29 protein-coding genes are annotated in these 22,641 nt (G+C 66.9%); 7 read left to right on the top strand and 22 right to left on the bottom strand.

Translation table 11 applies throughout. The features are described 5' to 3' along the window. Positions 1 to 109: 109 nt before the first annotated feature. Both P0Y59_13340 and P0Y59_13335 read right to left on the bottom strand, forming a co-directional pair. Positions 110 to 1,351 (bottom strand): ABC transporter permease, encoded by a 1,242-nt coding sequence (locus P0Y59_13340; protein ID WEJ97946.1) that lies wholly within the window; start codon positions 1,349 to 1,351, stop codon positions 110 to 112. Beyond that, on the bottom strand, positions 1,348 to 2,283 hold the full coding sequence (locus P0Y59_13335; protein WEK02569.1) for an ATP-binding cassette domain-containing protein: 936 nt from the start codon (positions 2,281 to 2,283) through the stop codon (positions 1,348 to 1,350). The genes P0Y59_13340 and P0Y59_13335 overlap by 4 nt, the downstream gene beginning before the upstream one ends. A 113-nt stretch (positions 2,284 to 2,396) precedes the next feature. Here P0Y59_13335 and queG point away from each other — a divergent pair, with 113 nt between their 5' ends. Then, complete coding sequence (gene queG / locus P0Y59_13330; GenBank protein ID WEJ97945.1) at positions 2,397 to 3,518, top strand: tRNA epoxyqueuosine(34) reductase QueG; 1,122 nt, start codon at positions 2,397 to 2,399, stop codon at positions 3,516 to 3,518. Positions 3,519 to 3,532: 14 nt separating this feature from the next. Here the strand turns inward: queG and P0Y59_13325 are convergent, their stop codons facing one another. The 3 genes from P0Y59_13325 to P0Y59_13315 form a co-directional block, all read right to left on the bottom strand. Next, a complete protein-coding gene (locus tag P0Y59_13325; protein WEK02568.1) occupies positions 3,533 to 3,889 on the bottom strand; it encodes an endonuclease domain-containing protein in 357 nt (118 codons plus the stop codon). A gap of 87 nt (positions 3,890 to 3,976) precedes the next feature. After that, positions 3,977 to 4,363, bottom strand: a complete 387-nt coding sequence (locus P0Y59_13320) for a hypothetical protein (GenBank protein ID WEJ97944.1) — start codon at positions 4,361 to 4,363, stop codon at positions 3,977 to 3,979. Positions 4,364 to 4,376: 13 nt separating this feature from the next. After that, positions 4,377 to 5,057, bottom strand: coding sequence for an EI24 domain-containing protein (locus P0Y59_13315; GenBank protein WEK02567.1), 681 nt, complete (start codon positions 5,055 to 5,057; stop codon positions 4,377 to 4,379). A 97-nt stretch (positions 5,058 to 5,154) separates the two neighbouring features. Here P0Y59_13315 and P0Y59_13310 point away from each other — a divergent pair, with 97 nt between their 5' ends. Continuing rightward, positions 5,155 to 6,153 carry an adenosine kinase gene (locus tag P0Y59_13310; GenBank protein WEJ97943.1) on the top strand — a complete coding sequence of 333 codons (999 nt, stop codon included), beginning with the start codon at positions 5,155 to 5,157 and terminating at the stop codon, positions 6,151 to 6,153. A 90-nt stretch (positions 6,154 to 6,243) separates the two neighbouring features. Here P0Y59_13310 and P0Y59_13305 read toward each other — a convergent pair whose 3' ends face one another. From P0Y59_13305 to hisB, 8 genes are all read right to left on the bottom strand, one after another. Then, positions 6,244 to 7,833, bottom strand: a complete 1,590-nt coding sequence (locus tag P0Y59_13305; GenBank protein WEJ97942.1) for an amino acid permease — start codon at positions 7,831 to 7,833, stop codon at positions 6,244 to 6,246. 158 nt (positions 7,834 to 7,991) lie between these two features. After that, positions 7,992 to 8,369 (bottom strand): histidine triad nucleotide-binding protein, encoded by a 378-nt coding sequence (locus P0Y59_13300; protein ID WEJ97941.1) that lies wholly within the window; start codon positions 8,367 to 8,369, stop codon positions 7,992 to 7,994. A gap of 109 nt (positions 8,370 to 8,478) precedes the next feature. Further along, positions 8,479 to 8,799: a phosphoribosyl-ATP diphosphatase gene (locus P0Y59_13295; GenBank protein WEK02566.1), complete on the bottom strand. Its 321-nt coding sequence runs from the start codon at positions 8,797 to 8,799 to the stop codon at positions 8,479 to 8,481. A 32-nt stretch (positions 8,800 to 8,831) separates the two neighbouring features. After that, a complete protein-coding gene (locus tag P0Y59_13290) occupies positions 8,832 to 9,041 on the bottom strand; it encodes a hypothetical protein (protein WEJ97940.1) in 210 nt (69 codons plus the stop codon). Between the two features lie 135 nt (positions 9,042 to 9,176). After that, the gene (hisF, locus tag P0Y59_13285; protein ID WEJ97939.1) at positions 9,177 to 9,944 is read right to left on the bottom strand and encodes an imidazole glycerol phosphate synthase subunit HisF; all 768 of its coding nucleotides are present in this window, start codon (positions 9,942 to 9,944) and stop codon (positions 9,177 to 9,179) included. A 172-nt stretch (positions 9,945 to 10,116) separates the two neighbouring features. Beyond that, entirely contained in the window at positions 10,117 to 10,851 is a 735-nt protein-coding gene (hisA, locus tag P0Y59_13280; protein WEJ97938.1) for a 1-(5-phosphoribosyl)-5-[(5-phosphoribosylamino)methylideneamino]imidazole-4-carboxamide isomerase, read from the bottom strand. Then, positions 10,848 to 11,459, bottom strand: a complete 612-nt coding sequence (gene hisH, locus P0Y59_13275; protein WEJ97937.1) for an imidazole glycerol phosphate synthase subunit HisH — start codon at positions 11,457 to 11,459, stop codon at positions 10,848 to 10,850. The genes hisA and hisH overlap by 4 nt, the downstream gene beginning before the upstream one ends. Continuing rightward, entirely contained in the window at positions 11,452 to 12,045 is a 594-nt protein-coding gene (hisB, locus tag P0Y59_13270) for an imidazoleglycerol-phosphate dehydratase HisB (protein WEJ97936.1), read from the bottom strand. Before hisB ends, hisH begins: the two co-directional genes overlap by 8 nt. Positions 12,046 to 12,131: 86 nt before the next feature. On the opposite strand from hisB, the gene P0Y59_13265 reads away from it, so the two are divergent. From P0Y59_13265 to gmk, 4 genes are all read left to right on the top strand, one after another. Then, positions 12,132 to 12,614: a ClpXP protease specificity-enhancing factor SspB gene (locus P0Y59_13265; protein ID WEJ97935.1), complete on the top strand. Its 483-nt coding sequence runs from the start codon at positions 12,132 to 12,134 to the stop codon at positions 12,612 to 12,614. Between the two features lie 174 nt (positions 12,615 to 12,788). Then, on the top strand, positions 12,789 to 14,174 hold the full coding sequence (gene fumC / locus P0Y59_13260) for a class II fumarate hydratase (protein ID WEJ97934.1): 1,386 nt from the start codon (positions 12,789 to 12,791) through the stop codon (positions 14,172 to 14,174). A 222-nt stretch (positions 14,175 to 14,396) separates the two neighbouring features. Beyond that, positions 14,397 to 14,618: a hypothetical protein gene (locus tag P0Y59_13255; GenBank protein ID WEJ97933.1), complete on the top strand. Its 222-nt coding sequence runs from the start codon at positions 14,397 to 14,399 to the stop codon at positions 14,616 to 14,618. Positions 14,619 to 14,669: 51 nt separating this feature from the next. Continuing rightward, entirely contained in the window at positions 14,670 to 15,335 is a 666-nt protein-coding gene (gmk, locus tag P0Y59_13250; GenBank protein WEJ97932.1) for a guanylate kinase, read from the top strand. 11 nt (positions 15,336 to 15,346) lie between these two features. On the opposite strand, the gene P0Y59_13245 is transcribed toward gmk, so the two are convergent. The 8 genes from P0Y59_13245 to P0Y59_13210 form a co-directional block, all read right to left on the bottom strand. Continuing rightward, positions 15,347 to 16,921 carry a hypothetical protein gene (locus P0Y59_13245; GenBank protein ID WEJ97931.1) on the bottom strand — a complete coding sequence of 525 codons (1,575 nt, stop codon included), beginning with the start codon at positions 16,919 to 16,921 and terminating at the stop codon, positions 15,347 to 15,349. A 99-nt stretch (positions 16,922 to 17,020) separates the two neighbouring features. Further along, positions 17,021 to 17,701 carry an ATPase gene (locus P0Y59_13240; protein ID WEJ97930.1) on the bottom strand — a complete coding sequence of 227 codons (681 nt, stop codon included), beginning with the start codon at positions 17,699 to 17,701 and terminating at the stop codon, positions 17,021 to 17,023. 13 nt (positions 17,702 to 17,714) lie between these two features. Further along, positions 17,715 to 17,936 carry a hypothetical protein gene (locus P0Y59_13235; protein WEJ97929.1) on the bottom strand — a complete coding sequence of 74 codons (222 nt, stop codon included), beginning with the start codon at positions 17,934 to 17,936 and terminating at the stop codon, positions 17,715 to 17,717. Further along, on the bottom strand, positions 17,933 to 18,595 hold the full coding sequence (locus tag P0Y59_13230) for an HAD-IA family hydrolase (GenBank protein WEJ97928.1): 663 nt from the start codon (positions 18,593 to 18,595) through the stop codon (positions 17,933 to 17,935). Before P0Y59_13230 ends, P0Y59_13235 begins: the two co-directional genes overlap by 4 nt. After that, complete coding sequence (locus tag P0Y59_13225) at positions 18,592 to 19,203, bottom strand: FMN-binding negative transcriptional regulator (protein WEJ97927.1); 612 nt, start codon at positions 19,201 to 19,203, stop codon at positions 18,592 to 18,594. Before P0Y59_13225 ends, P0Y59_13230 begins: the two co-directional genes overlap by 4 nt. A 76-nt stretch (positions 19,204 to 19,279) precedes the next feature. Continuing rightward, positions 19,280 to 20,383 carry an RluA family pseudouridine synthase gene (locus tag P0Y59_13220; protein ID WEJ97926.1) on the bottom strand — a complete coding sequence of 368 codons (1,104 nt, stop codon included), beginning with the start codon at positions 20,381 to 20,383 and terminating at the stop codon, positions 19,280 to 19,282. After that, positions 20,380 to 20,757 (bottom strand): fluoride efflux transporter CrcB, encoded by a 378-nt coding sequence (gene crcB / locus P0Y59_13215; GenBank protein WEJ97925.1) that lies wholly within the window; start codon positions 20,755 to 20,757, stop codon positions 20,380 to 20,382. The genes P0Y59_13220 and crcB overlap by 4 nt, the downstream gene beginning before the upstream one ends. Positions 20,758 to 20,856: 99 nt before the next feature. Next, entirely contained in the window at positions 20,857 to 21,624 is a 768-nt protein-coding gene (locus P0Y59_13210) for a hypothetical protein (protein ID WEJ97924.1), read from the bottom strand. Between the two features lie 139 nt (positions 21,625 to 21,763). Between P0Y59_13210 and P0Y59_13205 the strand changes: the two genes are divergently transcribed. Then, positions 21,764 to 21,985, top strand: coding sequence for a hypothetical protein (locus P0Y59_13205; protein ID WEJ97923.1), 222 nt, complete (start codon positions 21,764 to 21,766; stop codon positions 21,983 to 21,985). A 76-nt stretch (positions 21,986 to 22,061) separates the two neighbouring features. Here P0Y59_13205 and P0Y59_13200 read toward each other — a convergent pair whose 3' ends face one another. Beyond that, a complete protein-coding gene (locus P0Y59_13200) occupies positions 22,062 to 22,550 on the bottom strand; it encodes a glycine zipper 2TM domain-containing protein (protein ID WEJ97922.1) in 489 nt (162 codons plus the stop codon). Between the last annotated feature and the right edge of the window lie 91 nt (positions 22,551 to 22,641).

Genomic DNA, 22,641 nt, shown 5'->3' with positions numbered 1-22,641 from the left:
AAGGTTCAGGTAACGGCGCGCAACGCCAGCCAGAAATGTCCCCCGACTGGACCCCGGCCTTCGCCGGGGAAGGAAAAGGAAAGGGGAGCCAGCCGATGTTTCGGGCGCCTCAGCGCCCGATCAGCCCCTTCCAGTTGATCTTGCCGCTGCCCGATTGAAGCACGCCCCTGCGAAAGGCACGGGCGGCGACGGCGATGACGATCGCGACCCACAGCGATTGCCAGGCGAGCGCCGCGATATGCGGCCAGATCTCGGGTGCGTTGGCCGCACGGCCGGCCATTGCATAGGGCGAGCTGAACGGGAAAATCTCGACCGCGCGGGCGAGCCAGCCGTCGGGGCGGGACACCGCCTGGACCGACGCGCCGAAGATCATGATCTGCAGGATGGTGATCGGCAGGGAGAGGAGCTGGAGCTCGCGCGGGGTGCTCGCCTGGGCACCGACGCCCATGAACACCGCGCCGAGCAGCATATAGGCCATGGCGAAATAAGCGACGAACAGCAGCGCGAAGGCCGGCATGCCGACCGCGGGGCCGATGTCGCGGAACGCGGCACCGAGCGCATTGGGCACGAACACGTCGATCTGGCTGACCAGCGTGCCCCAGAAGCCGATGAACAGCAGCGCCGATCCGAACATGCCGATCAGCTTGCCGAAGAACACCGCCTCGAGCGGCACGGCGGCGGCAAGCACCTCGACCACCTTGTTGCTGCGCTCTTCCGCCATGGTGCCGACCGCCTGGCCGGCTAGGAACAGGGTCAGGAAGAAGATGCCGAACACCGCGAAAAAGGCCGAGCGCTTGTTGCCGGTCGGGGTCGGCTCGGCGCGGGCGATCGACGTCAGGGTCGGCGTGCTGAGCGCGGCGGTGCCGCTTTTTTCCATGCGCAGCGTTTCCTCGGCGAGCTGGGCGAGGAAATTGGCGTCGCGGCGGCCGAAGCCGCCATAGAGGATCGTCGGGCGGGCGAGGTCGCCATACAGCGCAGCCGAGGCGTCGCTGCCCCGGTCGCTGAACGCGACATGCGCCTGGCCGGCGGGATTGTCCGACGGGACCTGCATGACGAGGGCAGGTGGCCGGTCATCCCTGGCATAGAGCTGGCGCAGGCGCTTGTCGGCGGCGCGCATCGGTTCCTGCTGCGCCGGATCGACGATCGCGACGATGCTTGCCTTTTCGACCGAGGCGCTGGTGACCGACGAGGCGCCCATGCCGCCGATCAGGCCGAAGGAGAGCATCAGCACCGGGGTGAACAGGAACACCAGGAACATCGGCGTGAACACGGTCGCCACGAAATCGCGGCGGGCGATGGTCAATGTCTGGCGGAGGAGGCGGCGGAGATTGCCGGTCGGACGGGCGCTCATGCCGCGATCTCCGCGTCAGGTTCATCCTTCAGGGCATCGGGGCCGACGATTCGCACGAATGCGTCGTGAAGACCCGGCCGCTCCATCGACAGGCCTGATATGCCGTATCCAGCATCGATCAGCCGCTTCAATATGTCCTCCACGCCGCCGTTGGGCACGATGAAACGCCAGCCATCGCCGTCGCGTTCGGCATCGGGCGGGAGCAGGGCGGCGATGCCCTCTCCATCATGATGCGGTACATAGTGCGCCCGCATCGGCAGCATGCCGCGTGCGTCGGCCACCGTACCCTCGAAGCGGCGCTTGCCGCCGGCGATGATCGCGAGGCGGTCGCACAGCCGTTCAGCATGGGCCATGACATGAGTGGAGAAGAGGATGGTGGCGCCGCGGTCGCGCTGGCCGACGATCAGCGTCTCGAGCCGGTCCTGGTTGACCGGGTCGAGGCCCGAAAAGGGCTCGTCGAGCACCAGCAGGTCGGGCTCGTGCACGACCGAGCCGAGCAACTGCACGAGTTGCGCCATGCCCTTCGACAATTTGCGGATCTTGCTGTCGACCGCGTGGCCGAGACCGGCCCCCTCCATCAGGGCGACGGCGCGCCTGCGGCCGGTCTTGAGGTCGAGTCCGCGCAGCGCGCCCATGAAGGCGATCGCATCCTTCGCCCGCATCGCCGGATAGAGGCCGCGTTCCTCGGGCAGGTAACCGACCCGGTCGCTCACCTCGCGCGGACGCGCATGGCCGAGCAGGGTACGGGTGCCGCCATCGGGTTCGATGATGCCGAGCAGCATGCGCAGCGTGGTCGTCTTGCCGGCGCCGTTGGGGCCGAGCACGCCGTAGATCATGCCAGTGGGCACCGCGATGTCGACGCCGTCAACAACGCGGCGGTCGCCGAATTTCTTGACCAGTCCGGTGGCGCTGATCGCCAGAGTTTCGGTTATCAAGTCTTGCCTTCCGTTCGTCCCGGGCGGGACACGCAAGCCAGATACCAGCGCTTCGTTAATGTGTCTCGACGGTGGATCACTTTTCCCGGCCGTCGTGATAGCGGGTGCCGGTGAGCGACGACATCGCCCTGAACGAACGGCTGAAGGCGAAGGCGGTTGAACTTGGGTTCGCCGCCTGCGGGATCGCACGCGCCGACGCCGCGCCGCGCACCGCAGAGCGGCTGCACCAGTGGCTCGGCGAGGGCATGCATGGCGACATGATCTGGATGGAATCGCGCGCGCATCATCGCGAAAGCCCGGCCGGCCTGTGGCCCGAGGTGCGCAGCGTGATCTCGCTGGGCATGAGCTATGCGCCGGCCGTCGATCCGCTCGCGCTGGCGGGGGAGGGGGAGCGGGCGCGCATCTCGGTCTATGCCCAGGGCGCCGACTATCACGACGTGATGAAGCGTGCGCTGAAGGCGCTGGCGCGGTGGCTGGTCGCGGAGGTGCGGGGCGCCGATGTGAAGGTGTTCGTCGATACCGCGCCGGTGATGGAGAAGCCGCTGTCGGAAGCTGCCGGGCTTGGCTGGCAGGGCAAGCATACCAACCTGGTCAGCCGGGATCATGGGAGCTGGCTGTTCCTTGGGGCGATCTACACCACGCTCGACCTGACGCCGGACGTCCCGGGCCGCGATACCTGCGGATCGTGCGATGCGTGCCAGGCGGCGTGCCCCACCGATGCGTTTCCGGCGCCGTACCGGCTCGATGCGCGGCGGTGCATCTCGTACCTGACGATCGAGAATGCCGGCCCGATCCCACACGAATTCCGCGCCGCGATGGGCAACCGAATCTATGGCTGCGACGATTGCCTGGCGGTGTGCCCGTGGAACAAGTTCGCCGCGTCGGCGAGCGCGAACCGGGCCTTCGCGCCGCGGGCGGAGCTGGCGGCGCCTGCCCTGGCTGATCTGCTGGCGCTTGACGATGCCGGGTTTCGGGAGGTGTTCGCCGGATCGCCGATCAAGCGGATCGGGCGGAACCGAATGATGCGGAACTGCCTGATCGCGGCGGGGAACAGCGGCGCGGATACGCTGGTGGAACCGGTTGCCGCTCTGCTGGGCGACGAATCGCCGGTGGTGCGGGGGGCGGCGATCTGGGCGCTCGGGCGGCTGGATCGCGGGCGGTTCGAACTGGAACGGGAGGCGCGGGTCGCGGGTGAGACGGATGAGATGGTGAAGGCGGAATGGGGCGTCTGAAAAGCCCCTCCCCTTTAGGGGAGGGGTTGGGGTGGGGGACGCCGACTGCCAGACCAGCGAGAGGGGAGTGATTGCGCAGCGCCGAAGATCGTTTCAACGACCCCCTCGATGTTTGTCATAACGTCCGCATTGCTGAAGCGCAGGATTGTGAAGCCGCGATGTTTCAAGCGACTATCTCGCCTCATATCTTCATCAGCATTGTGGGTATCGCCATCGACTTCAATACCCAATCCGATGGCCGGGCAAAAGAAATCCATGATCGCGTAGGCGTCGGCTACTACATGCTGGCGCCGGAACTTGTACGCTCCAAGTTGTCCGTTGGAGAGGTGTCGCCACAAACGCTTTTCAGGCTCCGTGGGATTGCGGCGCATCTCGTGCGCGCGCTTCAAAAGTTCAGCTTCTGAAACCACTCGGCGTCCCCCACCCCAACCCCTCCCCTGAAGGGGAGGGGCTTTTTGTTACCGCCCGCCCGTCCGTCCCAGGCTCAGCGCGCCGACGCAGCTTGCCCGGTCGATCGGACTGCCGTTGGTCTGCCGTGCGTCGACATAGGTGACGACCGGCTCGCCGCGACCCTTGGGGTAGAGATAGGCGTCGAGCACGCAGGTGGCGTTGCCGAACTGGAGCTTCCGCGCGCTGCCTTCGCGGACGTCGGCGGCGGGCTGGCCGAACAGGCCGACCAGCGTGTTGCCGGTCTGGCCGAGCACCCGGTCGAGCCCGGCCGCGCCGCCGGGGATGGGGACGGGAATCGGCACCGGCGCCGCGCGGACAGGGCGTGGCGCTACCCCCGTGGTACCGCATCCGGCGAGCAGCAGCGCCGGCAGGATCAGCAAGGCAAGTCTTTTCATTACGCAGGCACCTTCATACGCGTCGTCTTCCGTGGAACAGATGAGTCGCCATCGCGGCGCCGAGCACCGGGGCGGCGAGGTTGAGGATCGGCACCAGGAACAGGGCGGTCCCGGCCAGACCCAGGGCAAAACGCTGCATGCCGGTCGAGCCGCGCCAGCTCGTCATGCCCTTGTGGGGCACGTGACGCGCGGCGACCATCTCGCCGAGATCCTGTCCGAGCAGCCAGCCGTTCACGATGAAGAAAAGCAGCGCCGTGCCGACCCCGGTGATCAGCAACAGCAGATACAGCGGCGAAACGGCGAGGTTGATCAGGATCAGCCGGCCGGCCGAGCCGAGCCCCATCCTGACCGAGCGGCCGAACGGCACGTCGCGCGCTTCGGCCAGTGCCTCGGGATAATGTTTCGCCTCGACCGCAGCGACCACCTCGTCGGCGAAGATGCCGACCACCGCGATCGCGATCGCCCGGAACAGGAAAAAGGCGGCGCCAAGCCACAGCAGCACCGTCGCCGCGCCGACCCAGCCGCCTGCTTCAGCGCCAGCGCCCATCCGCGCCACCAGGCCTTGGGCGCCGTACCACATCGCGACGCCGAACAAGGCGAGCAACAACAGGGTCAGTGCGAGCGATTTCAGGAAGACCCGGATGATCTTCGGATCGCCGAGTTGGCCGACCGACAGGAAGAAGGCGCGAAGCATCGGGCCGGTGTAACTGCGCATGCCCCCAAGTCCAGACTGTTGCGCTCGCCTGCCCGCGCCTTTACGGCCAGCCGGTATTTCCATCCAGGAGACTGACTTGACCAGCCCAACCTATGACGTGGTTGCTATCGGCAACGCGATCGTCGACGTACTCTCTCAGGCTGACGACGCGTTCATCACCGAGCAGGGCATGGCCAAAGGCTCGATGCAACTCGTCTTCTCGCCGGCCGAGGCCGACGCGCTCTATGCGAAGATGGGCCCGGGCATCGAGGCGAGCGGCGGCTCCGCCGCGAACACCGTCGCGGCGATCGCTGCGCTCGGCGGCCGGACCGGGTTCATCGGCCAGGTCGCCAACGACCAGCTCGGCGAAGTGTTCGCCCATGACATCCGCGCGAGCGGCGTCGCCTTCACCACCGAGACGCGCGACGGCGAGCCGACCACGGCACGCTGCCTGATCTTCGTCACGCCCGATGGCCAGCGCACGATGAACACCTTTCTCGGCGCATCGCAGTTCCTGCCGGAGAGCGCGCTCGACCGCGACCTGATCGCGTCGGGCGCGATCCTCTATCTCGAAGGCTATCTCTGGGATCCGGAGGAACCGCGCCAGGCGATGCGCGCCGCGATCGAGGTCGCGCGCAAGGCCGGGCGCAAGGTCGCCTTCACGCTCAGCGACGTGTTCTGCATCTCGCGCCATGGCGCCGATTTCCGCGACCTGATGGCCAAGGGCCTGCTCGACATCATGTTCGCCAACGAGAGCGAGATCCTCGCGCTGATGGAAGTCGAGGATTTCGAGGAAGCCGTGGCAGCCGCGGCGGCGCAGGTGCCGCTGCTGGTGGTGACGCGCAGCGAGAAGGGCGCGATCGCCGTTTCGGGCAGCCAGCGTGCCTCGGTCGCGGCCGAGCCGATCGAGAAGGTGGTCGATACCACCGGCGCGGGCGACCTGTTCGCCGCCGGTTTCCTGTCCGGCCAGGCGCAGGGCAAGAGCCTCGAGCAGTCGCTCCGCCTCGGCGCGATCTGCGCGGCGGAGATCATCTCGCATTATGGCGCTCGGCCGATGTGCGACATGAAGGCACTGGTGGCGGAGAAGCTGGGCTGAGGCCCGGGCGCTACTCTCTCCGCGAGACAAACGAAAAGGCCGGGGATTACTCCCCGGCCTTTTTTGTTGTGCCCAGGATCGGCTGGCCGGTCAGGCCGCGCCGGGCGGCGGGTTCGGGGCGATGCTGCTGACCTCAGCCTCATTCACCTCGACCAGGCCGCGCCCAACATGGCTCTTGCGATAGCCATAGGCGAAGTAGATCACGAGGCCGAGACCGCCCCAGAGCGGCAGCACCAGCATCGCGTCGACCGGCAGGTTGAAATAAAGGAAGATGCAGCCGAGGATGGCGAGCGGCGCGACGAGCCACACGACCGGCGTGCGGAACGGCCGGCGGCGACTTGGGTCCTTGATGCGCAGCACCAGCACCGCGATCGCGACCATGAAGAAGGCGAACAGCGTGCCGGAGTTGGAGATGTCGGCGAGCTGGCCGACGGGCAGCAGCGCGGCGGCGATCGCGACGCCGACGCCGGTGATGGCCGTCACGACATGCGGGGTCTTCCACTTCGGGTGGATGCTCGCCAGCTTCTCCGGCAGCAGGCCGTCGCGCGCCATCACGAAGAAGATGCGGGTCTGGCCGAACATCATCATCAGGATGACCGACGGCAAAGCGAGGTTGGCAGCGAGGCCGAGGGCGTTGCCCATCATCGGCCAGTTGATCATGCGCAGCACATGGGCGAGCGCTTCGTTGGAGCAGACCAGCCGGTCCGCATTCTCGGCGAGCGCGCAGGCGGCGACGAAGCCGGCCGAGCCGGGGGCGACGGCCAGGCCGTCAGCGCCGATGACCGGCTGGGCGCCGATCGCGCCGACCGCGCCGGCGGCAACGAGCAGGTAGAAGACGGTGCAGATGGCGAGCGACCCGATCAGGCCGATCGGCACGTTGCGCTGCGGGTTCTTGGTTTCCTCCGCGGCGGTGGAGACTGCGTCGAAGCCGACATAGGCGAAGAAGATCGAGGCGGCGGCGCCGACGACGCCCATGCCGCTGGTATGCTCCGGACCGAACCAGCCGTTCGGGGTGAAGGGGCTGAACTCACCGGTCTTGAGCACCGGCAGGGTGAGCGCGATGAAGATGGTGAGGGCGGTGACCTTGATCGCGACGAGCACGGCGTTGACCCGCGCGCTCTCCGTCGTCCCGATCATCAGCAGCCAGGTGACACCGAGCGCGACGATGATCGCGGGGACGTTGATGATGCCGGTGCTGAAATCGGCATGGGGAATCCAGCCGTTCATGGTCCAGACCGGGCCGGCCGACAGCACGCTCGGGAGTTGCAACCCCGTCACGCTTTTCAACAGGCCCATGAAATAGCCGGACCACCCGACCGACACGGCGCTCGCGGCGACGGCATATTCGAGGATCAGGGCCCAGCCGACCATCCAGGCGAGCAGCTCGCCGACGACGGCATAGGTATAGGTATAGGCGGAACCCGAAACCGGCACCATCGAGGCGAGTTCGGAATAACAGAGTGCCGCGACGGCACAGACCGCGCCGGCGATGATGAAGCTGAGCATCATGCCAGGGCCGGCCTTTTGCGCGGCGGCGGCGGTCAACACGAAGATACCCGTACCGATGATGGCGCCGACGCCCAGCAGGGTAAGCTGGACCGGGCCGAGCGTTCGGCTGAGCGATTTTTTCTCAGCCGTCGCCAGGATGGCGTCGAGCGACTTGATGCGTCCGAATATCATGAAACAGGGATCCCCCAGTAGCGACGCCCGGGCGTCGCCAGATTTCGCCAGTGGCGGTGCTCGGGCACCGCCGATTTTTCGATCGCGGGAGCCTAGCCTGAAATCAAGGGGGTGCAATCCCCCAATCGCCCCGGAACGTAGCGTCGCGGCGAAAAGCGTCAGCGGGCCAGCATCGGTCCCAGCGGGGTGCCGGCGAAGACATGGACATGGAGGTGCGGCACCTCCTGCCCCGAATGCTGGCCGGTGTTGGCGAGCAGGCGATAGCCGGGGGCGACCATGCCTGCGTCGCGGGCGACGCTGCCGACCGCCCGGACGAAGCCGGCGATCTCGGCATCGGAACCGTGCGCGCTGAAATCGTCCCAGGAAACATAGGGGCCGCGCGGGATCACCAGGATATGCGTCGGCGCCTGCGGGTTGATGTCATGGAAGGCGATGGCGAACTCGTCCTCATAGACTCGGCTGGACGGGATCTCGCCGCGCAGGATCTTCGCGAAGATGTTCTGGTCGTCATAGGGTCTGGTGGCGTCGATCGGCATTCAACTCTCCTTCGTCACCCCGGACTTGTTCCGGGGACCACCGCTCCGCAAGAGCCTCGGGCGAGATTCCTGCCGCACGGTGGATGCCGGAACAAGCCCGGCATGACGGTTAGCTTGTACGGCCCGCCTTTTCGTCGATCCCGGAGACGCCCTCGCGGCGGCGCAGTTCGGCGCGGACCTCGTCGAGTGGCACGTCTGCGTCAGCGAGGAGGACGAGCAGGTGGAAGATCAGGTCGGCGGCTTCGCTGGTGATCTCGGCACGATCATCCCTGATCGCGGCGATCACCGTCTCGGTCGCTTCCTCGCCAAGCTTCTGCGCGATCTTGGCGCGGCCTTTGGTGAAGAGCTTCGCGACATAGGAGGTGTCGGGATCGCCGCCCCTGCGGCTGCGGATCACGTTTTCGAGGGTGTCGAGGAAATCGTCGGCCATGCAGCGCGGGCTGCCCCGGACGGCGGCGAAGGTCAATCCTTTACGCTGTCGGCTCCTTTAGGCTGTCGGCCTCCGCGTTTGGCGAAACGGGCGCGCAGGGCCCGGCGGACCAGCCAGACGCCGATCGCGGCCATCACGAACAGGGCTATGTCGGACAGTTCGGGGCTGGTGCGCGGTCTGGCCACGCCGCTGTGCGCGGCCCAGGCAGGGCCGGCGAGGAAAAGGGCGGGGAGGAAACGCATGGCTTGAAGATAGGGCGGTGCCGTTAAATTTCCGTCTTTCCCTGCCGTCATGCCGGACTTGTTCCGGCATCCATGTCACACCAGGCGCAGCGTCCGCGGAACGATGGACCCCGGAACAAGTCCGGGGTGACGCCTTTACTGGAGCGGCGTCCGCACCGGCACGCCGGCTGCCGCCAGCGCGGCGTGCGCGTCGGCGATGCTTGCCTCGCCGAAGTGGAAGATCGAGGCGGCGAGCACCGCGCTGGCATGGCCTTCAAGGATGCCGGCGACCAGATCGCCGAGGCCGCCGACTCCACCCGATGCCACGACGGGCACCGCGACCTGATCGGCGATGGTGCGGATCAGCGACAGGTCGTACCCGTCGCGCGTGCCGTCGCGGTCCATCGAGGTGACGAGCAATTCGCCCGCGCCCAGCTTCACCAGCTTCAGCGCGTGCTCGACCGCGTCGATACCGGTCTCGCGCCGGCCGCCATGAGTGAAGACCTCCCAATGATCGCCGACACGCCGCGCGTCGATCGAGGCGACGCAGCACTGGCTGCCGAAGCGATCGGCGATGTCGGACACCACTTCAGGCCGGGACACGGCGGCTGAATTCACCGCGACCTTGTCGGCACCGGCGAGGAGCAATGCGCGCGCGTCCTCAGCGCTGCGCACGCCGCCGCCGACGGTGACGGGCATGAAGCAGACCTCAGCGGTACGGCGCACCACGTCCAGGATGGTGCCGCGCGCCTCGTAGCTGGCGGTGATGTCGAGGAAGCAGAGCTCGTCAGCGCCGGCCGCGTCATAGGCGCGGGCCTGCTCGACCGGATCGCCAGCGTCGCGCAGGTCGACGAAGTTGACGCCCTTGACGACGCGGCCGTTCGCCACGTCGAGACAGGGGATGACACGAGCGCGGACGGTCATTTCCCGCCCTCTCCCGTTGAGGGAGAGGGTTGCGCAGACTTGGTTCGCGCCCTTCGCGCGGACCTAGTCGAAGCTGGGAGAGGGTGATTCTTCTTTTGGGCCGCAGACGCGGCCGGCCCCTCTCCCATACCCTCCCCCCACAGGGGGGAGGGCGAAGAAAGAAACGCGGCCCTCACGCCGCCGCCGCCACGCTCAACGCAGCCGCCAGGTCGAGCCGGCCATCGTAGAGCGCCCGGCCGGTGATGACCCCCTCGATCCCGTCGACCGCGTGCAGCGCCAGGACGTGAATTTCGGCAATTCCCTTCACCCCGCCGCTGGCGATCACCGGGATGCGCACCGCGCGGGCGAGATCGACCGTCGCCTCGACATTGCAGCCCTTGAGCATGCCGTCACGCCCGACATCGGTGAACAGGAGCGAGGCAACGCCGGCATCCTCGAAACGACGGGCGAGGTCGATCACCTCGACGGTGGAGACGTCGGCCCAGCCGCGTGTCGCGACCATGCCGTCCTTCGCATCGACGGCGACGACGATGCCGCCGGGGAAATCGCGTGCCGCCGCGCGCACCAGCTCCGGATTTTCCAGCGCGGCGGTGCCGATCACGACGCGCGACACGCCGAGATCGAACCAGCGCTCGATCGCCGCGCGGTCGCGGATGCCGCCGCCCAACTGGACATGGCCGGGGAAGCGCTCGACGATCGACCTGACGGCGTCGCCATTGACCGAGGCCCCGGCAAAGGCGCCGTCGAGATCGACGACATGGAGATATTCAGCGCCCTGTTCAGCGAAGAGCATCGCCTGCGCGGCGGGATCGTCACCATAGACGGTCGCGCGGTCCATATCGCCCTCGGCGAGGCGGACGACCTGGCCACCCTTGAGGTCGATGGCGGGGAAGATGATGAGGGTCATGGGCGCCATCCAAGGAAACGGGTGAGCAGGTCCAGCCCGTAACGCTGGCTCTTCTCCGGGTGGAACTGCACGCCGAGCATATTGTCGCGGCCGATCGCCGCGGTGACCGGCCCGGCGTGATCGGTTGCGGCGATCACGTCCTCGCCTTCAAACGCGTAGCTGTGCAGGAAATACGCCTCGCCGGCCTCGATCAACGGATGCGGCGTCGCGGGAACGACGTCGTTCCAGCCCATATGGGGGACCTTCGCCATCGGATCGGCCGGGTCAAGCAAGCGGACGGTGCCGCGGATCCAGCCGAGCCCCGCATGGGTGCCGGCTTCCTCGCCCGCATCGGCCATCAATTGCATGCCGACGCAGACGCCCAGGAACGGCACGCTGTCCCGCCGGACGCGCTGCTCAAGCGCCTCAACCATGCCCGGCACGGCGCGGAGCGCCGAAGCGCAGGCGCCGAACGCCCCGACGCCCGGCAGCACGATGCGGTCGGCGCGCGCCACCCGGCGGGCATCGGCGGTAATGTCGATATTGACGGCGCCGGCCGCCTTGAGCGCGTTTGCGACCGAATGGAGATTGCCCGCGCCGTAATCGATCAGCGCCAGCGTCTCAGCCACCAAGCGTCCCCTTGGTCGAAGGAATCGCGTCGGCCTTGCGCGGGTCGATCTCGACGGCGGTGCGCAGCGCCCGGGCAAGGCCCTTGAACGCGCTTTCGATGATGTGGTGGTTGTTCTTGCCGTACAGCGTCTCGACATGGAGCGTCAGCCCGGCGCTGCCGGCGAAGCTGTGGAACCAGTGCTCGAACATCTCGGTGTCCATCTCGCCGAGGCGTTTCTGCGAGAATTCGCATTTCCACACGAGATAGGGCCGCCCCGAAATGTCGAGCGCGACGCGGGTCAGCGTCTCGTCCATCGGCGACAGCGCGTCGCCATAGCGGCGGATGCCCTTCTTGTCGGCGAGCGCCTGTGCCACCGCTTCGCCGATGGCGATGCCGGTATCCTCGACGGTGTGGTGCTGGTCGATATGGAGGTCGCCGACCGCCTTCACGTCGAGGTCGATCAGCGAATGGCGCGAAAGCTGTTCGAGCATGTGATCGAAGAAACCGATTCCGGTTTCAATCGTGTAGCTGCCGGTGCCGTCAAGGTTGACGGTCACGTCGATCGACGTCTCCTTGGTGGAGCGCGAGATGGTGGCGGTGCGCATGCGCATCCCCTTAACGTCCTGTCGCGCGCATGCAATCTTGCTCAGGCAATCTTGACGGGGTTCCAAACGCCGCTAGTCCATGCGCCATGAGCGATGGCCTGCCCGATAGCCTGATTCCCTATGACGAGATCGTCCAGGAGGCACTGCGCGCCGTAGTCGGGCGTGTGCTCGGCTCGGTTGCCGAGAATGGTGGCCTGCCCGGCGACCATCATTTCTACATCACCTTCAAGACCCAGGCGGCCGGCGTCGACATCCCGCAGCGCCTGATCGAGCGTTTTCCCGACGAGATGACGATCGTGATGCAGAACCGCTATTGGGACCTGGTCGTCGACGACACCGGCTTCTCGATCGGCCTGAGCTTCAACCAGGTGCCGTCGAAGCTGGTGATTCCCTATGCGGCGGTGACGGGTTTCCACGATCCGTCAGTGAATTTCGAACTGCGCTTCCAGGCGCAGGAAGGCCCTGAGGGCCCCGACCCGCACGACGAGGCGGAGAATGACGGCCCGACCGTCACGCCGGTCGAGGATGGATCGAACGTCGTCTCGGTGGATTTCAAGCGAAAGAAATAGCCTTCATTCCCTCTCCCCTTGTGGGAGAGGGAAGGGGCCCAAGCGAAGCTTGGGAAGGGTGAGGGGGACACTCGACTGTTTCGAGCCCCATCCCCCTCACCCTTCCGTCGCTTCGCTCCTCCCTCCCTCTCCCACAGGGGGAGAGGGAATTTGGGGATGACGGAGTAGCGTTTGATGACCGAAACCCGCACTGAAACCGATTCGATCGGTGCCATCGACGTCCCCGCGGACGCTTATTGGGGCGCGCAGACGCAGCGCTCCGTCGAGAATTTCCCGTTCGGCGCGACCGAGCGCATGCCGATCGGCATCATCCATGCGCTTGCGCTGGTGAAGCAGGCGGCGGCGCGGGTGAACCGGGCGCACGGGCTCGACCCGAAGATCGCCGACGCGATCGAGGCCGCCGCGGCGGAAGTGGCGAGCGGCAAGCTCGACGACCAGTTCCCGCTGGTCATCTGGCAGACCGGTTCCGGCACCCAAAGCAACATGAACGTCAACGAGGTGATCGCCGGCCGCGCCAACGAGATGCTGGTGGGCAAGCGTGGCGGCAAGTCGCCGGTCCACCCGAACGACCATGTCAATATGAGCCAGTCGTCCAACGACAGCTTCCCCACGGCGCTGCACATCGCGGCGGCGATGGCGGCGACCGGGCGGCTGTTCCCGGCACTCGACCGGCTGCACGACTCGCTGGAGGCAAAGGCTGCCGCCTGGACCGACATCGTCAAGATCGGGCGCACCCACCTGCAGGATGCGACGCCGGTCACCCTCGGGCAGGAATTCGGGGGATATGCGAACCAGCTCTATCGCTGCCGCGCGCGCATCACGCCCGGCGTGGTGCACGGCATGTGCCAGCTTGCGCAAGGCGGCACGGCGGTCGGCACGGGACTCAACGCGCCGAAGGATTTCGGCGAGGCGATCGCGGCACAGCTCGCCGAGCTGACCGGCCTTCCGTTCTTCACGGCGGAGAACAAGTTCGAGGCGCTCGCGTCGAACGATCCGATCGTCCATCTGTCGGGCACGCTCAACACGCTGGCGGTGGCGCTGACCAAGATCGCCAACGACATCCGGCTGCTCGGGTCAGGCCCGCGCTCCGGCATCGGCGAGCTCGATCTGCCGGCGAACGAGCCGGGCAGCTCGATCATGCCGGGCAAGGTCAACCCGACTCAGTGCGAGATGCTGACCATGGTGTCGGCGCAGGTGATGGGCAACAATGCCGCGATCACCATCGGCGGGCTGCAGGGGCATCTCGAGCTCAACGTGTTCAAGCCGCTGATCGGGGCGAACCTGCTTCGCTCGATCGACCTGCTGAGCGTCGGCATGGAAGGATTCGCCGAGCGCTGCGTCGATGGGCTCGAGCCGAATCGGGGGCGGATCGCCGAACTGGTCGATCGCTCGCTGATGCTGGTGACCGCGCTCGCGCCTGAGATCGGGTACGACAATGCCGCTAAGATCGCCAAGCACGCCCATGCCGAGGGGCTGACGCTCAAGGAAGCCGGGCTTGACCTTGGGCTGGTGGATGCGGCGACGTTCGACCGGCTGGTGCGGCCCGAGACGATGGTGTGACTTTCTCTCCCTCTCCCCTTGTGGGAGAGGGAAGGGGCCCATCGCATAGCGATGGGAAGGGTGAGGGGGACACTCGCCAGTGTCTCGAGCCTTGTTCCCCCTCACCCTTCCGTCGCTTCGCTCCTCCCTCCCTCTCCCACAAGGGGAGAGGGATTCTGGAGCGCGCGAGACGGAACCGACCGTCCCCTCATGCGCTCTCATCTCCGAACGGAGGGACATCCCATGAAAGCGAGCACCATCATCGGCGGTCTGATCGGCAGCGCGATCGACAGGCGGAAAGGCGAGGACAGCAGCCTGGATGGTGCGCTGATCGGCGCTGGCGTCGTGGTCGCCGCCCGCGTGATCGTGCCGGTCGCGGTGACCTTCGCGGTTGGGTGGCTGGCCCTGCGCGGGCTGGGCAAGCTGACCGATTCAGTGCTTGGCCCGCGTCCCACCAAAGGCTGATCTGCCGCAAGACGGGTTGACGGGAGGAGGGCGCGCGCGCCACTAGCGCGCATGGACGCCCCCGAATCCGATCCGCACGGCTTTAAACGCCGCGGCGTACTCTTTGTCCTTTCCTCGCCGTCGGGCGCTGGCAAATCGACGATCGCGCGCAAGCTGCGCGAGGACCAGCCCGAACTGGTCGTCTCCGTTTCCTACACGACACGCCCGATCAGGCCCGGCGAGGTTGACGGCGTCGACTATCATTTCGTCGACCTCGAAACCTTCCGCGCGATGGTGGCGAACCACGAATTCCTCGAATGGGCGCATGTCTTCGGGCACCGCTACGGCACGCCCAAGGCGCAGGTCTGGAACGTGCTGGAGCAGGGCCGCGACATCCTGTTCGACATCGACTGGCAGGGCGCGCAGCAGCTCCACCAGCTCGCCGGCGGCGACATCGTCCGGGTCTTCATCCTGCCGCCCTCGATGACCGAGCTGCGCAGCCGGCTTGAACGGCGCGCGACCGATTCGGTCGAGGTGATCGATGCCCGCATGGATCGCGCGGCGAACGAGGTCAGCCACTGGGACGGTTACGACTATGTCCTGGTCAATGACGATGTCGACCATTGCTTCGATTGCGTGAAGACGATCCTCGCGGCCGAGCGGCTAAAGCGCTCGCGCCAGACCGGCATCATCGGGTTCATCCGCAAGCTGATCCGGACGTCGCCGACTGGGGAGTGAGGCGCGGCGCCTCAAGGTTGCGCATAGATCTTCTTGTCCAGGAATTCGCGCATCACGGTGAACGCGTCGCTGAGGCGAATTCGGTCGGCCGGGAGCGCCGCCGTCCCGCAGGCGAGCTGAAGCATCAGGCCATTGGGCGTATCAGGTAGCGCGGGCTGCCAGTCGGTCTCCCGCGAATCGAGCGCGGCGCCGTCCCGGCTGCTCAGATAGCGAAGCGCCTTCACACGCAGCCCGGCGCAATCGAAGCTGTTCGAAGACACCATGTAATAGGGCTCCTTGTCCTTTATGCCGACGGCATAGCTGACGGAAGCCGCGCTCTTCCCCGTGCGCCGCATGGAGCCAAAGTCGAGAAGAGCCAGGGCGGGATTATCCTTGTCGCGGCGCATATCCATGATCGCCAGCTTCTGCGTCTTGCTGGTCGCGGGCAATGAGGGCACGATCCGCCGACCCGAGGAGCATTGTTCGAAGAACCCCGCGATCTGCGGCCCGACCTGGCGCAGATCGATCGATCCGCCCCAGCGGTCGGGGGCGCCATTCTCCAGCCAGACCTTTACCTTGCGGGTCTTGACCAGCCGCATCTGGTTCTCCTCGTCGAGTACCCTCGAAAGATGCACCGCTCCCTCGGCGAAGCTTGCGGCGCCCGGGCCCCGGCCGATCAACGCCGGCTGATCGTCGAATTCGAAATAGGCCCTGGTCAGGCCCTTCACATGCGGCTCGCCATCGCGGGCGCTTTCGATCTCGGCTTCCATATGCAGGCGGCTTACCGAGCAGGCGAAGCCAAGCCTGACCTTCCTGTCGTAATGAACCTGCGTGATCATCAGCAGCGGCGTCATCTGCGGCAGCTCGATCCCGGCCGTCGTGGGGAGCGCGCCATTATTGGCGAAGCCAAGCCGTTCAGCGTCCTCCGACGAGAGAATGAGCAGATCATCGGGTGCCGTCATCGATGCCAGCGTGAATGCCTCCGAATCGACGCCCATTTCGGTCAGGTAGGAAAGCATCAGGGCGGACATCGCCTGAACGTCGCTGGTCGGCGCCTTCTTCTTGTCGAGGTGGAATTGATGCAGGCCCAGGCTGCCGCCGTCCTCGTCGAGGAAGCGAGACTCACCACCGGCATAGGCATAGGCGCACGCGCTGGCGCAGATGGAAGGCTCGGCGCCCGGCTTGCGCCGGGCGCCGACAGCGGTGTTGAAGTGCAACGCGCGGATCGCCCGGCCGAGCTCCATGCCTTCGAGGCTCAACCCGCCCGGGGAATCGAAATAGACCCTGGCCTGGGTGATGTTGCGGGCTTTCACGAAAGCGAGGAATTGCTTGGTCGTTCCGCTGGTGATGTCGCCGGCCGCGTAGATCGTCCGGTCGCCGCCCTCCAGCAGGTCCTGGCGCTGTCGATCGGCGGGGCTGTCGGCGAGGACGAAGGTCATCGGGGTGTCGTCCACTGTCTCCCGTGCGTCCGAGGGAGCTGCGACCGTCGCTGTCGCCAGGCCGAGGCACATTGCGATGATCGCGGCGACGATGGAGCCCTTGTGGCGGGTTGGGCCGCGGAAGCGCTCGCCAGGGTAATGCCGTTTGCGCGAAATCCCGTCCCCCATCAGGCCCCCAAACCTATGGCGCCGATCGGCAAATGAAGACCGCGCGCCACGAGCTAACGGACTTTTTCCCGTCTTGTCCATGCTGTCGCGGGCTTCGACCTACAGGAGGGACAGAAACCGCACCCCCGCGTCGAAATCGCGTCGCCGCGATTCAAGCGCGCCAAGGGACAGCTCGTCCCGGCCCCATTGCTCGGCCTGCCAGTCCTCGTCGAGTTCGACCGCACGCCAGACCTCGTCCGCTGTCGCCGCGCCCTCGGCCAGCGCCAGTGCGGCGATCAGCGAGCCGCCGACGGTGACGATGGGGGACAGGCCCGCCAGTTCCCACGCATTGCGCGCCGCCACCGCTTCGGCCAGCCGGGCGATCGTCGCTGGCGGCTGGGGCCTGTGCATCACGCCCGGGGCGATCTCGAAATGCACGTCGTAGCGTGTCCGTGCCCAATCGAGGATCGGATCCCAGAGCGCCGCCTGCCGAGCGACCAGATCGTCAGGACTCTCCGCGCGATAACAGAGCAGGTCGCTCTCGCCGAACGCGGACAGGCCGGTCGCGAAGGCGGCGGGCTCGATCCGTTCGATCGCGGCGTTGGCGAGGCCGGTCAGCGGCATCGCGCGCGGATCGATCTCGCCGCCTTCAGCCACCGCGCGCCATTCGTCGGCGACGGCCTCGGCAAGGGCAGGGGTGAGGAGGGTCAGCGGCTGCTTGCCGGGCGTGCGGACGGGCTTGCCGTCGAGCAGGATGCCGCGACCGTCGTCGACCTCGACGGTTTTCCAGAAGCGCTTCACTGGCTGACGTCCTTCACGATTCCGGTGGCGTCCGCCAGCGCCGGGCAAGCGAGCGCGGCACGATCGCGATCATCGCCAGCGCCGACAGCACGATCGCGACACCCAGGATCTTGGGCCCCAGCGTCTGCGCGCGACCGAGCAGCACGACGCCGAAGACCGCGCCGGCCGATCCGCCGAGCCGGGTGAGCGTCAGCGTCAGCCAGCGGTTGCGGGCGGTGGTATCCGGGTCGGTCATGCCGTCTCCATATGCTCGGGCAGGCTCGCCACCGTCGTGGCGACGACATGCGCACCGGCGGCAAACAGTTCTTCCGGCGGATGATAGCCCCAGGCGACGCCCAGCGCCCGGGTGCCCGCCGCGCGCGCCATCAGCATGTCATAGCTGGTGTCGCCGATCATCACCGTCGTTTCGGGCGAGGCGCCGGCTTCGGCCATGGCCAGTTCGATCATCGACGGATGCGGCTTTGACGGGTGGCGATCGGCGGTCTGCAGCGTGACGAAGCGATCGGCGATCCCGTGATGCGCCAGGATCCGGGCGAGGCCGCGATCGGACTTGCCAGTGGCGACACCGAACAGCCAGCCGGCCTTCGCCAGCACGTCGAGCGTATCGATCATGCCCTCGAACAACGGCTCCTCGTCCATCGCGCCGGATGCGCGAAGCCGGAAGAAGGATGCCTTATACTCCTCGGCGAGCGCGCGGTGCCGGGCGTCGTCAAGCTCCGGGCTGAGCGCGGCGATCGCCTCGACCACGCTGAGCCCGATGATCCGCCGGATCGCGTCGCGGCGCGGGGCTTCAAGGCCGCCAAGCACGAACGCCTCCTCCATCGAGCGGCAGATATTCGCCTGGCTGTCGACAAGGGTACCGTCGCAATCGAACAGGGCAAGGCGGTTGGTCATGCGTTCCTCATCAAATCTGCGAGCGCGATATTGCCGGTATGGGCGAGGCCGTCGATAGCGCCGTTGCGGTCGGCCCCGGACTTGTTCTGGCCGAGCTTGTTGGTGCCGCGCACCGCCTCGATCATCACCTCGAAACCGGTGATCGCGCGCAGCATCGCATGGAAGCGGGCATCGTCCATCTTGGCGCGGGTCCACGGGTTTTCGGGGATCACGCGGGGCTCGTGGATCGCGGCGAGCGTGTCGAGCTGCTCGATCAGGCCGTCCTCATCGAGAACGCGGGCAGTCCCCTCGATCTCCACCGCGACATAGTTCCAGGTCGGGACCTGCCTGGTAGGGTCCGTGTACCAATTGGGGGTGATGTAGCCGTCCGGCCCGGCGATGCTGAGCACCACGCGGGCGCCATCGAGCAGCGGCGCGATTCGGTTGGCGCGCGCGATGTGGAACCGGACCGCCCCATTGCCAGGCTTGTCGCCGGCCGGAGCGATCGGCGCATGGGCGACCATCGGACCGTCCACGGTCACGGCGAGGATATGCGCGAACCCGCGCTCGACCGCCCAGTCGAGCATCGCGGCGTCGCTGTCGAAGCGGAAGGCCTTGTTCGGGTGCATGGCTTTGGCCGTAGCGTTGCGGGCGAAGGAATCAATCGCAGCGCTGTTTCTTCCCTCTCCCGCCGGGAGAGGAAATTCAGCTCGCGCTGCCGCGGCTCCGCCGTTCGCCGCGCCGCGCCTTGCGCACGGTCTTGGCATGGGCCTTCGCCTGCTGCTTCTTCACTGCCTTGCTTGGCGGGGGCGGAGTGTCGAGGGGCATGTTGTTGCCGAGCATCTCGTCGAAGCCGAGCTGCTTCAAGCTCTCGGCGAAATGCTGGGGCAGTTCGGCCTGAACGTCGATCTTGCCGCCATCGGGATGGTCGACGCTGATCCGCCGCGAATGGAGGTGCATCTTGCGGCTGATTCCGCCGGTCAGGAACGCTGCCTGGCCGCCATATTTGCCGTCGCCGACGATCGGGTGGCCGATCGCCGCCATGTGCACGCGCAACTGGTGAGTGCGGCCGGTATAGGGGATCAGCTCGACCCACGCCGTGCTGTTGCCGGCGCGCTCGATCACGCGGTAGCGCGAACGGGCCGGCTGCCCTTCCTTCTCGTCGACATGCATCTTCTCGCCGCCGCTGCCGGGCTGCTTGGCGATCGGCAGGTCGATCGTGCCGTCCTCGATCGACGGCACGCCGACGATCAGCGCCCAATAGACCTTCTTCGCGCTGCGCGAGGAGAAGCTCTTGCCGAAGAACGCCGCCGCGCGGGTGGTCCGCGCGATCAGCAGGGCGCCCGACGTATCCTTGTCGAGCCGGTGGACCAGCTTGGGCCGGCTCTCGCCATCGAACTGGATGCCGTCGAGCAGGCCGTCGACATGCTCGGTCGTCTTGGTGCCGCCCTGGGTCGCGAGGCCGGGCGGCTTGTTGAGTACGATCGCCTGCTTGTCGCGGTGGATGACGAGATCGCGGATGAAGTCGGTCTGCTCCTCGCTCAGCGGCGGGCGCTCGCGCTTCTTGGGCGCATCGGCATGGACCGGCTCGGCCGGTGGGACACGGATTGACTGGCCGGCGACGATCCGGTCGCCCGGCGTCGCGCGCGCGCCGTCGACGCGGAGCTGACCGGTCCGCGCCCATTTGGCGACGGTGGTGAAGCTGGTGTCGGGCAGATGCCGCTTGAACCAGCGATCGAGCCTGATGCCGTCATCGTCGGCGCCGACGTTGAACTGGCGGACGTCGCTTTCGTTTCTCTTGTCGCTCATGCCGCCACCCGCACCAGCGAGAGGCCGGCGAACAGGGCGACGATCGAGCCCGCCACCGAGACCAGCGCGTACAGCGTCGCCAAGCCGAGATCGCCACGCTGGATCATGGTCACCATGTCGAGCGAGAAGGCCGAGAACGTGGTGTATCCGCCGAGGATACCGACGCCGAGCAGCAGGCGCCAATTCTCGCCGGGGACAGACATGCGCGCCAGCGTGCCGACCAGCAGGCCCATGGCGAAGCCGCCGATAAGGTTCACGGCGAGCGTGCCGTAAGGAAAGGCCGGGCCGAACGCGGCAAGCGTCGCACGGCCGGTAAGATAGCGTGCGCCGGAGCCGAAGGCACCGCCCAGCATGACAAGGAGAAGTTGGAACATCGGGGAGCGTTAGCGCGGATTGGACGAAATGAGAACCTTGGGCGGTCCATGCCCGTCTTCGCTGCTTCTGCTCCCGCAAGGGGAGAGGGAATTCTCGGATCAGTTCCCGTTGTTCGCGACCAGGTCGACGTCGGTGCCGCCGTCCTTGCGGCTCGTCAGGAACAGGGCGAAGGCGCCATTGTCGCGGTCGCGGGTGCCGCCCAGGACATGCTCGCCGCCATCGGCCTGATGCTCGGCTGAATAGCCGGCGCTGGTGACGCGGGTGTAATACCAGTCGAGCACCGTCTGAAGCGAGGCCGAGCTGGCGAAGCTGACGGCGCGGAGGGCGCAGCCGCTTGCCTCCGTGCCCGCGGCTTCGGTGACGCGCGCATCGGGATAGAGCGGCAGGTCGGCGGGCAGGCGCTGCGCCCAGCGTGCCGAATAGCGCATGGCGCCGGCGCAGCCGCTGGTACGCTTGTCCTTCTGCCGCGCGGCGAGCGCGCCGAGGGTGAGCGAGTCGCGAGCCGCGCGACACTGGGGGCAGCTGCCTTGCGGCGCCGGGGCTTTCCTGAGCGTCTCGCTGGTCGAGGCGCCGGTGGCGGCGACCGCCCCGGACGGGGGAATGGCAACGCCGTCGGGCGGGACAGCGCCGGAATAGGGCTGGGCAGGCGGGCGCACCGCGTCGTTATTCGCCTGTTGCGCGAGCTGTGGATCGACCATGATCTGGTCCTGCAGCGCGCTCGTCAGGGCAGGGTCGCGGCTCGCATTGCCCGCATCGACCAGTTCGTTGTCGAGCGAATCGAGATTGCGGTCGCCATCGCGCGGCCCGCAGGCGCTGAGCGCCACGGGCAGGACGACAAGGGCCAGGCCCCGAAACCGACTGCGCATCATTCGAACGAGAACTCCTGATCCAACCCACTGATCATGGCGCATTTCCGGTTAAGGAAGCGTTGGTGATACCGGACCGGGCGATCAGCGCCCGTTCACCGTGCTTGCGTTGCCGCGCCGGCCCCGCCATGTTCGCGTCATGCTCAACATCCTCTCCATCCTTGTCGGCCTGCTGGTGCTGCTGCTCACCCTGATCGGCTTCATCCCGTTCCTGGGCTGGCTGAACTGGCTGACGATCCCGATGGGCATTGTCGGCCTGGCGCTCGGGGCGCTGTCGTCGAGCAACATGGGGCGCAACCTGAACCTGGTGCTGATCATCATCTGTGCGATCCGCCTGTTCATGGGCGGCGGCATCATCTGATCTTCACGCGTTTTGCGCACCTATGAAAGGGCCCGGCGATCGCTCGCCGGGCCCTTCGTCGTTCCGGAACCGCCGGTTAGCGGCAGACGACCTGACCGCGATCGATCGACTGGCCGAGCAGGGCACCGGCCGCGCCGCCGAGCAGCGTGCCGAGCGTGCGCGACCCGCCGCCAGCGATCGAGTTGCCGACGACCGCGCCACCAAGACCGCCGATGATCAGGCCGGTCGTGCCGTCGCTGCGCCGGCAATAATAGCGATTGTCGCCGCCGCGATAGATGCGGTCGTTACGGCCCAGCCGGCGCGGCTGGTAATAGCGGCCGTCACGATAATAACGGTCGGCATAATAGCTGCGCTGGCCCGGCTCGAACCGGTTGTAGTCATAGGTGCGATAGCGGCGCCAGTCGCGATTGTCCTGGCGATTGTCCCGGCGGTCGTCGCGGCGATAATCGCGATTCCCGTCGCGACGATAGTCGCGGGCTGACTCGCCCGGGGACGACTGAGCCAGTACCGGCACGGCGGGAACGGCGACGGCGGCGATGATCGCCGCCAGCAATATCTTGCGCATGACTCTTCTCCTTGATCCTTGCGGTAGATCAAGAACCCGCACGGCCCCGTGAAGTTGCGTGAACGGGAAACTACCTCCCGTTCACGCACCC

It is taken from the genome of Candidatus Sphingomonas phytovorans, from assembly GCA_029202385.1.
In the GTDB taxonomy this organism is placed as follows: domain Bacteria; phylum Pseudomonadota; class Alphaproteobacteria; order Sphingomonadales; family Sphingomonadaceae; genus Sphingomonas; species Sphingomonas phytovorans.
The sequence above is the reverse complement of the archived record's forward strand: the minus strand, read 5'-3'. Positions and strand labels throughout refer to the sequence as shown.

What these genes read in the sequence shown, in the direction of transcription:
- P0Y59_13290 (WEJ97940.1), bottom strand. Translation starts at nt 9,041, where the DNA reads ATGCGTTTCCTCCCCGCCCTTTTCCTCGCCGGCCCTGCCTGGGCCGCG.
- P0Y59_13230 (WEJ97928.1), bottom strand. Translation starts at nt 18,595, where the DNA reads ATGACCAACCGCCTTGCCCTGTTCGATTGCGACGGTACCCTTGTCGAC.
- P0Y59_13220 (WEJ97926.1), bottom strand. Translation starts at nt 20,383, where the DNA reads ATGAGCGACAAGAGAAACGAAAGCGACGTCCGCCAGTTCAACGTCGGC.
- gmk (WEJ97932.1), top strand. Translation starts at nt 14,670, where the DNA reads ATGGACGCCCCCGAATCCGATCCGCACGGCTTTAAACGCCGCGGCGTA.
- P0Y59_13205 (WEJ97923.1), top strand. Translation starts at nt 21,764, where the DNA reads ATGCTCAACATCCTCTCCATCCTTGTCGGCCTGCTGGTGCTGCTGCTC.
- P0Y59_13200 (WEJ97922.1), bottom strand. Translation starts at nt 22,550, where the DNA reads ATGCGCAAGATATTGCTGGCGGCGATCATCGCCGCCGTCGCCGTTCCC.
- hisB (WEJ97936.1), bottom strand. Translation starts at nt 12,045, where the DNA reads ATGCGCACCGCCACCATCTCGCGCTCCACCAAGGAGACGTCGATCGAC.
- P0Y59_13300 (WEJ97941.1), bottom strand. Translation starts at nt 8,369, where the DNA reads ATGCCGATCGACGCCACCAGACCCTATGACGACCAGAACATCTTCGCG.
- P0Y59_13315 (WEK02567.1), bottom strand. Translation starts at nt 5,057, where the DNA reads ATGCTTCGCGCCTTCTTCCTGTCGGTCGGCCAACTCGGCGATCCGAAG.
- hisF (WEJ97939.1), bottom strand. Translation starts at nt 9,944, where the DNA reads ATGACCGTCCGCGCTCGTGTCATCCCCTGTCTCGACGTGGCGAACGGC.
- fumC (WEJ97934.1), top strand. Translation starts at nt 12,789, where the DNA reads ATGACCGAAACCCGCACTGAAACCGATTCGATCGGTGCCATCGACGTC.
- P0Y59_13210 (WEJ97924.1), bottom strand. Translation starts at nt 21,624, where the DNA reads ATGCGCAGTCGGTTTCGGGGCCTGGCCCTTGTCGTCCTGCCCGTGGCG.
- crcB (WEJ97925.1), bottom strand. Translation starts at nt 20,757, where the DNA reads ATGTTCCAACTTCTCCTTGTCATGCTGGGCGGTGCCTTCGGCTCCGGC.
- P0Y59_13225 (WEJ97927.1), bottom strand. Translation starts at nt 19,203, where the DNA reads ATGCACCCGAACAAGGCCTTCCGCTTCGACAGCGACGCCGCGATGCTC.
- P0Y59_13255 (WEJ97933.1), top strand. Translation starts at nt 14,397, where the DNA reads ATGAAAGCGAGCACCATCATCGGCGGTCTGATCGGCAGCGCGATCGAC.
- P0Y59_13305 (WEJ97942.1), bottom strand. Translation starts at nt 7,833, where the DNA reads ATGATATTCGGACGCATCAAGTCGCTCGACGCCATCCTGGCGACGGCT.
- P0Y59_13245 (WEJ97931.1), bottom strand. Translation starts at nt 16,921, where the DNA reads ATGGGGGACGGGATTTCGCGCAAACGGCATTACCCTGGCGAGCGCTTC.
- P0Y59_13295 (WEK02566.1), bottom strand. Translation starts at nt 8,799, where the DNA reads ATGGCCGACGATTTCCTCGACACCCTCGAAAACGTGATCCGCAGCCGC.
- hisA (WEJ97938.1), bottom strand. Translation starts at nt 10,851, where the DNA reads ATGACCCTCATCATCTTCCCCGCCATCGACCTCAAGGGTGGCCAGGTC.
- P0Y59_13235 (WEJ97929.1), bottom strand. Translation starts at nt 17,936, where the DNA reads ATGACCGACCCGGATACCACCGCCCGCAACCGCTGGCTGACGCTGACG.
- P0Y59_13325 (WEK02568.1), bottom strand. Translation starts at nt 3,889, where the DNA reads ATGCGCCGCAATCCCACGGAGCCTGAAAAGCGTTTGTGGCGACACCTC.
- P0Y59_13340 (WEJ97946.1), bottom strand. Translation starts at nt 1,351, where the DNA reads ATGAGCGCCCGTCCGACCGGCAATCTCCGCCGCCTCCTCCGCCAGACA.
- P0Y59_13320 (WEJ97944.1), bottom strand. Translation starts at nt 4,363, where the DNA reads ATGAAAAGACTTGCCTTGCTGATCCTGCCGGCGCTGCTGCTCGCCGGA.
- P0Y59_13265 (WEJ97935.1), top strand. Translation starts at nt 12,132, where the DNA reads ATGAGCGATGGCCTGCCCGATAGCCTGATTCCCTATGACGAGATCGTC.